This window comes from Campylobacter sp. 2018MI13, from assembly GCF_018501135.1.
Classification (GTDB): Bacteria; Campylobacterota; Campylobacteria; order Campylobacterales; family Campylobacteraceae; genus Campylobacter_E.
In genome coordinates this window covers 1-11,379 of sequence record NZ_JAHCZC010000061.1, presented here as the reverse complement: position 1 = coordinate 11,379, position 11,379 = coordinate 1, and the positions used below count along the sequence as shown (strand labels likewise).

Sequence of the window (11,379 nt, the reverse complement as noted above, 5' to 3'; positions counted from 1 at the left end):
CATTAGTATCTAAAATAGATAAGAAAACAAAGCTTTTACAAGAACTATATGACATTGAGCCAAGTGAGAATTTAAGTCAAGAATTAGTATATTCTATAAAAGAATTAAATGATTATAAAAGCGCTTTAGAAAATATCACAAATGCTTTTGAGATATTTAAAGTTAAGGCAAATAACACAATTAAGCTTATAAATAACGATATAAAAAAACAATATGATAGTGCTATATTTTTTATAGCAATTATTATTTGCATATTTATTGCTAGGTATTTATTAGGTTTGATGCTTAGAAAATATGTTGATGATAAAGATAAAGTTTATACTTCTTTTAAGATTTTAAATATTTTTACTTTTATTATTGTTTCTATGTTTTCTATATTTTATTTTGTTGAAAATATAAGCTATTTAGTAAGCGTATTAGGATTTGCATCAGCTGGTCTTGCTATTGCTATGAAAGATATGTTTATGAGCTTACTTGGTTGGGCTACTTTACAATTTGGTGGTGGCTTTCATGTAGGCGATAGAGTAAAGGTTAGTAAAAATGGAGTTACTTATGTAGGAGATATTATTGATATTTCTTTACTTAAGATGACTATATACGAAGATGTTACATATACTACTTTTTTAACAAATCGTCGTGCTGGAAGAATTATTTATATACCAAATCACTATATTTTCACAGAATTAATATCAAATTATAATTATTCTTATATGAAAACCGTTTGGGATGGAATAGATATAGTAATAGATTTTTCAAGCAATCTTGAAAAGGCAAAACAAATAATTTTAGAATCAGCTAGTTCTCATACTCAAGCATTCAGCGATAGTGCAAAAAAAGCAATTCAAAAAATGAGAAATCATTATCAAATGAAAAATTCAGGAACAGACCCGAAACTATTCGTAATGCTAGAGCAATACGGGATTAAAATATCTATTTGGTATATGACAAATTCAAGAGAAGCTCTTAAAATGCGTTCAATAGTAAGTGAAGAAATTATTAAAAGATTAAAAGCAAGTGATGATATAAAATTAGCTTTCCCATCACAAACTATTTATATGGATAAAAGAAATAATCAGCCATTTTTAAAGGATAATAATGAAAATATATATTAAAACTTTTGGTTGTAGAACCAATATTTACGATAGCGAACTAATCAAAAGCTATATAAAAGATAATGAAATAATAAATGATGAATTACAAGCTGATATGATAGTAATCAATTCTTGCACGGTTACTAATCAAGCTGATTTAGGCTTAAAGCAATATATAAGACATATTAAAAATCATAATCCAAATACTAAATTCATCTTAACAGGTTGTGCTGCAGCAAGTATTGGCAAAAGCTTATATGATAGCAAAATAGTTGATGGTGTAATGGGTGCGTCTTTAAAATCAAATATAAATAAGTTTATACTAAATCCAAAGGAATTTGATTTAGGAAATCTAAATTTCATAGATGAAAAAATAGTAAGCAATTACGAAAACCATACAAAAGCATTTGTTAAAATCCAAGAAGGCTGCGATTTTGCTTGTTCTTATTGTATTATTCCTAGCGTAAGGGGCGGGGCTAGAAGCCTAAAATTAGAGCAAATTATAAATCAGATAAAAACCCTAGCTAATAATGGTTATAAAGAAGTAGTTTTAACAGGCACAAATATAGGTAGTTACGGAAAAGATTTAAATCTATCTTTAGCAAAATTGCTTAAAGAAATTAGCAAAATAAATGGGATTAAAAGAGTTCGTTTAGGTAGCATTGAGCCGGTTCAAATTGATGATGAGTTTAAAGAATTATTAGACGAAGATTTTATTGAAAAACATCTTCACATAGCCTTACAACACACAAATGAAAAAATGCTAAAACTAATGCAAAGAAGAAATAAAGCTTATAAAGACTTAGAATTATTTGAATATTTAGCTAATAAAGGTTATGCCTTAGGCACTGATTATATAGTAGGTCATCCAGGTGAGAGTGATGAAATATGGGCTGATGCTATTAATAATTTTAAGAAATTTCCAATAACTCATCTTCACGCTTTTGTGTATTCTAAAAGAGACGGGACAAAAAGCGTAGAATTAGCAAAGACTTTAGGCGAAGTTGATAAAAATATCTCAAAGCAAAGATTAAACGAGATTAAAGAAATTACTAGATTAAAAAATTATGAATTTAGAAAAAATCAAAAAGATTTAATAGTATTAGTAGAGCAGTTTAAAGACGGCTATTATCAAGGATATGACCAATATTTTAATCTAATTAAAATCAAATCAGATAAAGACTTATTAAAAACTTGGATAAATATTAAAGATTACGAGGTAGAAATTGACAAAAATAAAGCCATTTACTAAAAATATCAAAATAATAATCGCTTGCATAATTCTTGCAATTATAGCTTTAGGAATATTTTCGCTAAGTAAAAAAGAGCAAAATATATCTTTAAACGAGTTTTCATCATTAGAATTAAAAAATATTTCAAATGCTTACATTTATGAAAATATGCTTTATTTTTCAATAAATGATAAAGATTATAAAATTTTAGCTGATGAAGAAATAATCAAAAAAATCTTAAAATACAAAAGCGTAGAAAATAAAATAGAATTTGATTATTCAATAATTTTAGTTTTTATTATGATAATAATTTTTATTTATTATCTAATATACTTAAGAAATCTTAGCACAAAACAAGGCATATCAAATCATCCAATTAATAATGTCTTAAAGCCTGAATTTAGATTTGTTATCAAAACAGATAGTAATTTTAATGATGTTATAGGTCAGTTTAAAGCCAAAGAAGAATTAAGAAAATTAAGCTCTATTTTTAAAACCAACAATCCTTGCTTAATAAAAGGAGTTTTATTAACAGGTGCTAGTGGAGTAGGTAAGACTATGTTAGCAAGAGCTTTAGCAAATGAGTGTGGAGTTAATTTTTTATACCAAAGTGCAAGTAGCTTTAATGAAATTTTTGTAGGTCTTGGAGCAAAAAGGGTTAGAGAATTGTTTGCAAATGCTAAAAAATTAGCACCTTGTATAGTTTTTATTGATGAAATTGATGCACTTGGAAAGCAGCGTGGCAATGCTTTAGCAAACGATAGTGAAAATACACTTAATGAATTGCTAACTCAAATAGACGGCTTTGCAGAGCTTAAAAATGTCTTAGTAATTGCTGCTACAAATAGAGCTGATGTTTTAGATACAGCTTTACTTAGAAGATTTGATAAAAAAATTCATTTTACCTTACCAAATTATAGCGACAGAATAGAGTTCTTTAAACAACTTGTTAAAAAAGATTTAATAAGTTCTGATTTTAATTTAGATTATTTAGCTTATATTTCAAAAGGTTTTAGTGGAGCTTCTTTTAAAAGCTTAGAAAATGAATTGTTACTAAGAGATAGATTAAGCGAAAGAGAAATAATACATGAGATTTTAGTGATAAAGCACGGCATTAGCGAAGATTTAGAATTAAGCGAAAACGAGCAATATATTCAAGCTATTTATCAAGCAGGTAAAATCACTATGGCAAAGATTTGTGATGCGAATTTAATTTATGCTAATTTATTTACATTTGAGTATTTTTATCCAAACGAGCATATAAAATCATTTTCAGAAATAAAAAACGAAATCAAAATTCTTTTATCAGGAATGTTAGCAAATGAATTATTTTTAGGCGAAAATTACAATAATTTTTCTAAAGATAGAGATAAAATACAAGAATTAAGCAAATTTTATGTGGAATTTGAAATATCATCTTTAGAAGAAGAATGTAAGGAATATTTAAAAGCTTATGAAGAAGAGATTAAAAATACAGCAAATGAATTGCTTTTAAATAAAGAAATATTTTTTTAAAGGATAAAAATGGATATTATAAAAATAGGGATAATTACGAGTTCAGATAGAGCAAGTGCAGGAGTTTATGAAGATATTAGTGGAGCAGAGATTAGAAAAATTATGCAAGAATATTTATTAAATGAAATTGATTTTAAATACTCATTAATCCCTGATGAAGAAGAACTGATTACAAATGAGATTATTAAAATGTCTGATGAATTTGAATGCGATTTGGTATTTACCACAGGTGGAACAGGACCAGCTTTAAGAGATGTTACACCAGAAGCAACAAAAAAAGCAATCGAGCGTGAATTACCAGGCTTTGGAGAATTAATGCGTGCAAGCTCACTTAAGATTGTCCCAACAGCAATCCTAAGCCGTCAATTAGCAGGGACAAGGGGTAAAACTCTAATAATTAATCTTCCAGGTAAGCCAAAAGCAATTCGTGAATGTATAGAGCCTATTTTTCCTGCGATACCATATTGCCTAGACTTAATGAATGCAAGTTATATAAACGAGAGCGAAAATGCACCAAAGGTATTTAGACCTAAAAGTAAGTAAAAAATATTCAAAAATGCACATAAGTGCAATAATTATTTAATAAAAAAAATTATAATTTAGAACTTTAATTTTTTAAGGAGAATAATATGAATAGGAAAATTGTGTTTTCATTAGTATTATTATCGGCTTTTTCTTATGCAAATGCAGAGAATAGAGTGGAATTACAAATAGGTATAGTGGATACTGATAATGCAAATCAGCATAGTAATCACTTAAATAAATGTATTAATTCTGTGCCTGGCAACAGAAGTGTTGATGGCTTAAACGATTGTGCTAAGCTAAGAAAGATGAACGATAAATTTTATGTTCAATGTTTTGCAAACCCAGATATAAGTGATGATACTTACAAAATTGTGTCTGAAAATTCGAGTTATTTCCATTTAATAAATATCTTAACTCAAAAAGGCGATGTTACTAAGAACCCAGAAAAGGTTAGATATGAAGCATTAAGACAATGTGGAGTTAGCTATTTTGATGCTAGAATGTATTCAGCTTATAAAATGGCTGTTAAATATACACCTTATGAAGAAGCTACAAAATTTGTTAATAGCTATAGAGATAATGTTATTAAAAAGAAATTAAATGAAATTAAAAATACAGACAAAGAAGTATGTAAAAAAGTTTTTGAAGCAGAATTGAATTATATAAATAATTCTCAAAAAGGCTTAGATGATATTGATTACGACCCATATTATGCTGCAGTTGGTTTTAGAACACCTGAAGTTCAAAATTTTTCATCTAGTAAAACATTTTCAACTAATGTTAAGTTAAAATCAGATTTAGATGGTAATGATAAGAAAAAGTTTATAGAAGAATATTATAAAGAATTTCATGCAAATACAACAGGTAGAGTTATAGTTTCAAGTAGTCCAACTGTTATTAATAGTCAATATTTAGTGTATTTATTAGACCAAAATGAGTTTGCAGGTAGCAATGGTTGGGTATATAGAAACTTTTCAAATGTTGTTGGTGATAAAACAAATGCAGGTGATATTCAAGGAATGAAAGGTTGTTCTAGCTTATCAAATGGTAGCTTAACAACTTATAGTATTGCTTCTTGGGACGTTAATAAATTAATTTTTGTTAATGAAAATTATAATAACTCTGTAGTATTAGGTGTTTGTGATGTTTATAATAAATATTTAGAATTAAACAATAATCCTAATACTTTTGCTAAAGACAGAGCTTTAGAAGCTATAATTTTAAAGAATTCAAAAATTAAACCTTTTGATTATGGTGATTTGCTATCAGATTATAATGATAATAAAAATGGCAATCGTGTGAATGATTATGCCGGTGGTGTTAGCAAGTGCTATAATTATGATTTAGAGCATTATTCATCACAATATTCAAGAGCTAATTATTTTGATTATTTAAATCAAGAAGATTTTAGAAAAGATGATGCTAAGGAGATTGTAAGAAAAAATTATGTGTTTAGTATTCACAAAAATAACACTACTAGAAAAGGTATTGTTTTAGGAGATGATGATACTTATAATTTCAGTGTAAATGTTAGACCTTCATTTGTAACTAACAAACAATATAATTCTCAAGGAAAAGGGTCTGTTGTAACTACACAAGTATCAAATCTAGCTGTTAAATTTATCCCTGATGCTAATTATTATCAAATAACAAATGAAGCAAATCAAACTGATAAAAAAGATAGCAAACCTTTAAAAGTTACTAATTTAGATGATGTATATATTGCTTTAAATAATAGTAAAACTCCATTTAACGCTGAAGATAGAAAAGCAAATAATATTTCAGTTAAATATTATTTAACAAGTTTTGAATTAACAAAGCAAAGAATGGCAGATGCGAATGGTGCAGTAGATTCTAAAACAGAAGTGATTTCAACCAATACTAAATATGAATTAGTTCAGAAAGAAAACATAACTGGTTTTGGATTAAAATTTACAAAAGATACATTCAAAAAACTAGCTAAAATTGATGATAATGATTTATTAAAAGGTAATATTTATAAATTCACATTTAAACCTTTAGAAATTGTAGAAGAAATTACCGAAACAAATAGAGAAGAAGTATGTCCAACAAGTGGTGCTTGCAAAATTCAAGAAGTAAAAAGAACTTATGAAAGACCAATGTTTCAAGCTTCAGGTGTTGATATTGTAAAAGGTGCTCCAAAGGGTAGTGTAGAAATTATCTTAGGTCATAGTGAAATGCCAAATGGTATTAATTTTGGAACAGCTTATAATAATATTGATGCTACTAAAATATTAGAAAATAATAAAATTGCTTCAAATACAAAGGTAGCTGATAAGATTTATACAAGAACAAGTAGTCAAGATATATATTTAGGCTTTACAAAACCAGATGTTAAAGTTCTTTATAAACAATACATTAAGTTTTATAATGGTTCTGATGAGTTAAATGCAGATATTTATAACGGAACTCAAAAACTTTCAAAATCAACTACAGAATGTAAAGGTTATTATCCAATTGATAACAAAATGGTTTTACATTTAAAAGATAAATTAGCTGTAAATCAAAATTATCAATTTAGATACGAAATTGCAGAATACGATAACATTTTTGAAGAATGTTCAGTATTAGGCGATAGAAGTTCAAATACATTCTCAATTAGACCAGATAGCATTACTTATAAAGTAGGCACACTTGATACATTTGATAAAAAAGCAGGTAAAGAAGATAAAAAATATCCAAACAATAATGTAACTTTCACTGCGGATTTAAAAGATGATAGATTTGGAATTAGTGTTGCAGAATTAAAAGTAAGTGATTCAAAAGGTAGTGTTAAGAAATTCTATTTAGAAGATAAAAACTCAGTTCAATTAAATCAAGTTGGCTCAAAAGCTACTGCTAGAACATTTGTTGATTTTAATAAAACAAATGGTAATTTTGATATAAAAACCGTGTTTCCTTTAGTAACAGACGCTCAAATAGCATTCTCTGAAAATAAATTTACTATAGGAGATTTAGAGCAAGATTTATGCGTAAATTCTAATGTTGCTGTAGATATTACTAATGCTAATAAGATTAATTCAGATGGTAAAATTAACTGCCAAACTCCAGGTAATGAACTTACTGTTAATTTTATAGCAGATGAGACACTAGGATTACAAATTGATAATACGAATATGGCTATTAGACCTTATTTAACAAATACAAGCTTTACTAATTATGTTCCATTTAGTGATAATGACTCTGAAAGATTGGCATTACCATTGCAAGTAGCTAATAAAAATACTAATAATTATTTTTATAAAAAATTTGCTAATGATGACGCAACTATTAATATTAATTTAGGGTATGACCCAACACCAAATGTAAATAAAGTAATTATTAAAGCTGATTCAGAAACTTTAGGCGTAACAGCTACAAGTGGAACAAAAGGTGGATTTAAGGTAACTGGATTAAATAGTGGATTTGACAATGCTTTAAGTTTAATTGACCCAAGTGCTAAACTAAGCACCTATGATGATAGCAAGTTTAGTGCAAAAGAATTTGGTAAAATTTTAGTTAAAATTGGTTATCCAAAATACGATGGCACTAAGCCTAATTTAGACCCTAAATTCTTAATAAAATCTGCAGAAGCAGAGATTAAGTTTAATGGTGGCGGTAGTTTAAATGTAAGTAATTTATTAACAAATCCTTATGAGTTTGCTTATACAGGTTTATTCTTTAAAGATTTAAATAAAAATACAGGAACAACTCGCAAAATTAGTGAAACTGACGCTTGGGTATTTAAATACGATAATAATAAATTTGTAAAAATGGATTCTAAGAATTTAAGTAATTATTCAAAAGTATATAATGATGCTAAAGGTGGATTTAGCTTTATTTCTGATTATTCTAAAAAAGAAATACCTGGAGATACTTACGAAGTTCCAACTAATTTAGAAAACAACCAATATGTAAAAGATACTTTAAGATTTAGAGTAAAAGATAAAGCATTTAGCTATCTTGATTCTGACGCTACATTTACAATTGAATTTGTAAAATAATTATCTAGCCCTTAGTTTATCTAAGGGCTTTTATTTTTAACATATATTTCTTATTAATTTATTTACTATTTTTTAACATTATTTTAACTTAGCATAAATAGAATTAGCGATTTTAATTATTAAAATATTAAAGGAGCTATATGAAATTATCTTACAAAATTACTTTATTTGCTTTTGTTTCATTACTGATTATTAATTTAAGTGCTATTTTAGTAGCTAGTAAAGGTATGAATGAATTAGACAATATCGCTCAAGAAGCTCTTGATAATATGAGTGTTGATGATGCGAAAAAAACAGCAGTTAGTATTACTAGCTTAATTACTTCAATGTCTAAAAAAATTCATTCAACAAGTGAAAATCAAGAAAGTTATAATAAAAATATTCTTACATTTTTAAGTGAATTAGACTTAAAAAATCGCTCTGTTAATTTATTTGTAATTAATAAAAAAGGCGAATATGTAATGCACTATCTAAAAGATAGAATTGGTGAAAATGCTTATAATAAAAAAGATTCTAATGGTAAATTATACATACAAGAAATAATTCAAACAGCAAATAATGGTGGTGGATTTGTAACAACTCATATGAAAGCTGATAAGACAAGACCAGAAAGAGATGTGGTGTATTATGTAGAAAAAGATAGTTTCAATGACTATGTATATATAAGCGTAATTTACTTAGTAGAAGCTAAAGAAGAAATAGCAGAAATTAGTGCAAAAGTATTGGATAAGAAAAATGAAGTTGTTTTAAATTATTCTGTATTTGCAGTTATTTTATGTATTATTATCCTTGCTTTATGGCTGATTGTTATTAGAATTTGGATTAGCAAACCATTAAATGAACTAACCCAAAAAGCTTATGATTTATCTAAAGGAGATGGGGATTTAACTAAACTTTTAGAAATAAAAGGCAAAGATGAAATAGCAAGTGCTAGTAAAGCTATAAATGATTTTATTGGTAAGATTAGGATTTTAATTAATGAAGTAAAACAAATATCTTATGAAAACAAAACAATAGCAGCCGAGCTTAGTAGTGTTAGTATGCAAACAGGAAAAAGAAGTGAAGAAAGCTTTAATATAGTTGAAAATGTTGTTGAAGAAGGTAAATTAACTAAGGATAGTTTATCATCAGGTATAAATAGCGCTAATGATAGTAAAAATGAGCTAAGGGGTAGCACTGATAGTATTCACGAAACAATTAATACAATTAGCTCTTTAACAGATGAAATAGATAGAAGTGCTAGTATAGAAAGTGCTTTAGCTAGTAAGATTGAGCAATTAAGTCGTGATGCTGATAATGTTAAATCTATTTTAGAAATAATTAACGATGTAGCAGACCAGACTAACTTACTTGCACTAAATGCTGCAATTGAAGCAGCAAGAGCAGGAGAGCATGGGCGTGGGTTTGCCGTAGTAGCTGATGAAGTAAGAAGTTTAGCAGAAAGAACTCAAAAAAGCCTTAGTGAAATAAATGCAACAATAAGTGTTATAGTTCAAGGTATTAAAGATGCAAGCGAGCAAATGAGTGATAATTCTAAACAAATTAGTAATTTAACAAATGTTGCAAATGGTAGCGAAGAGCTAATTAAAAATATGGAACAAAAATTAAAAGAAGCAATAATTAGTAGTGATAAGACCGTGGATAATTATATCAACGCTAGCAAACAAATTGAAGATATTTTAAATGAAGTTTCACAAATTGCAAAAATCACTAATGAAAATGCAAGAAGCGTAGAAGAAATAGCAAAAGCTGCAAGTCAATTAACTAATATCAGCGAAGAATTAGATAAAAAATTAAGCGAATTTAAATCATAATATATTCTTGCTAAGATTTTGTATTTAAGGAGTTTTAATGTCTTGGATATACTTAATCTTAGCAGGTGCTTTTGAGATTGGTTGGCCTATTGGCTTTAAATTAGCTAGTAATGGCTCAAAAATATGGATAGTGTTTTCTATAGTATCAATGGGGCTTAGCGGGTTATTTTTGTATTTAGCGCAAAAAAATATTCCTATCAGCACAGCTTATATTGTATGGACTGGTATTGGTGGGTTAGGAACGGCTTTGATTGGGATTATGATTTTTAATGATAGTATTAGCTTTTTAAAACTTATGTTTTTAAGTCTTATATTAATAGGGTTAGTTGGAATTAAAATTGTAAGTTGATATTAAAAAAGATATATTTTAATAATTTGTTTATTTTATTAAATCTTATAAATATTTATATAACTTAGAATATATTTATATAAAATATTTAAAAATATTTTTAATTTTATAAATACCCCCCCCCCATTTTGTTAGCAATTGATTAACCTTTATATATTGATTTTTAACTATAATAAAGCATTTTTCATTTATTTTTTAGGGGAGAAAATGAATAGAACTATAAAATTATCTTTAATAACTTTTATATTAGCGGGGGGGGGTAATTTAGCTCTTGCTGATGCAGTAGCAAATGCTACTAATGGTGGATTAATTAGTCCATTAGCTAATAAACAAGAAACTATTAGCAAAGATAAAATTATAATTAGTAATACATATCAAAGTCCAACCGATATTAATCATACAGGTGGAGTAATTACTATAGGTAAAGCCACAGAAACGCATACCATATCTGATTTAAATATAAATATAAATAATGGAAGTTATTTATTATTTCAAGGTGATTTAACACTAAATAAAGTAAATATTACAAATACAAAAAGTCAAAAATTTAATTTATTATTTGATAATAGAAATAGTGATAATAAAGATATAGTATTCAATGAAAGCAATTTAAATGGCATAAAAATAGATTTATGGACTAATGCTGTTAGTAATTCAAAGAATTTGATTTTTAATAAAGGAACATTAAATAATGTAAATATAGGAAGTCAAACAGCTTCGAATGGTAAAATTAAAGATCTTAATTTTAAAGTTGTTGAAAGTGAAATAAATAGTGGTAATTTTTCATATAAAACTACTTTTGTTAATTCTAAATTGCTTGGAAATATTAGTGGAAATATTGTTGTAGAT

Annotated in this window: 7 protein-coding genes and 2 pseudogenes; all 9 read left to right on the top strand. The window is 27.0% G+C overall.

What is annotated here, in order from left to right:
• On the top strand, positions 1 to 1,112 hold a 1,112-nt coding region (locus tag KJQ99_RS06970; RefSeq protein ID WP_214150365.1), incomplete at its 5' end, for a mechanosensitive ion channel family protein.
• Positions 1,096 to 2,343, top strand: coding sequence for a tRNA (N(6)-L-threonylcarbamoyladenosine(37)-C(2))-methylthiotransferase MtaB (gene mtaB / locus KJQ99_RS06965; protein ID WP_214118410.1), 1,248 nt, complete (start codon positions 1,096 to 1,098; stop codon positions 2,341 to 2,343). The genes KJQ99_RS06970 and mtaB, both read left to right, overlap by 17 nt.
• On the top strand, positions 2,318 to 3,838 hold the full coding sequence (locus KJQ99_RS06960) for an AAA family ATPase (RefSeq protein WP_214150364.1): 1,521 nt from the start codon (positions 2,318 to 2,320) through the stop codon (positions 3,836 to 3,838). Before mtaB ends, KJQ99_RS06960 begins: the two co-directional genes overlap by 26 nt.
• A 9-nt stretch (positions 3,839 to 3,847) precedes the next feature.
• Positions 3,848 to 4,381, top strand: coding sequence for a molybdopterin adenylyltransferase (gene mog / locus KJQ99_RS06955; RefSeq protein WP_214150363.1), 534 nt, complete (start codon positions 3,848 to 3,850; stop codon positions 4,379 to 4,381).
• A gap of 86 nt (positions 4,382 to 4,467) precedes the next feature.
• Entirely contained in the window at positions 4,468 to 8,367 is a 3,900-nt protein-coding gene (locus KJQ99_RS06950; protein WP_214150362.1) for a hypothetical protein, read from the top strand.
• Positions 8,368 to 8,507: 140 nt separating this feature from the next.
• Positions 8,508 to 9,323, top strand: a pseudogene (locus KJQ99_RS11300) (cache domain-containing protein); the annotation flags it as partial.
• Between the two features lie 363 nt (positions 9,324 to 9,686).
• Positions 9,687 to 10,181 (top strand): annotated as a pseudogene (locus tag KJQ99_RS11295) (methyl-accepting chemotaxis protein); the annotation flags it as partial.
• A gap of 37 nt (positions 10,182 to 10,218) precedes the next feature.
• A complete protein-coding gene (locus tag KJQ99_RS06940) occupies positions 10,219 to 10,530 on the top strand; it encodes a DMT family transporter (protein WP_214150360.1) in 312 nt (103 codons plus the stop codon).
• Between the two features lie 207 nt (positions 10,531 to 10,737).
• On the top strand, positions 10,738 to 11,379 hold a 642-nt coding region (locus KJQ99_RS06935), incomplete at its 3' end, for a hypothetical protein (protein ID WP_214150359.1).

What these genes read in the sequence shown, in the direction of transcription:
- mtaB (WP_214118410.1), top strand. Translation starts at nt 1,096, where the DNA reads ATGAAAATATATATTAAAACTTTTGGTTGTAGAACCAATATTTACGAT.
- mog (WP_214150363.1), top strand. Translation starts at nt 3,848, where the DNA reads ATGGATATTATAAAAATAGGGATAATTACGAGTTCAGATAGAGCAAGT.
- KJQ99_RS06950 (WP_214150362.1), top strand. Translation starts at nt 4,468, where the DNA reads ATGAATAGGAAAATTGTGTTTTCATTAGTATTATTATCGGCTTTTTCT.
- KJQ99_RS06940 (WP_214150360.1), top strand. Translation starts at nt 10,219, where the DNA reads ATGTCTTGGATATACTTAATCTTAGCAGGTGCTTTTGAGATTGGTTGG.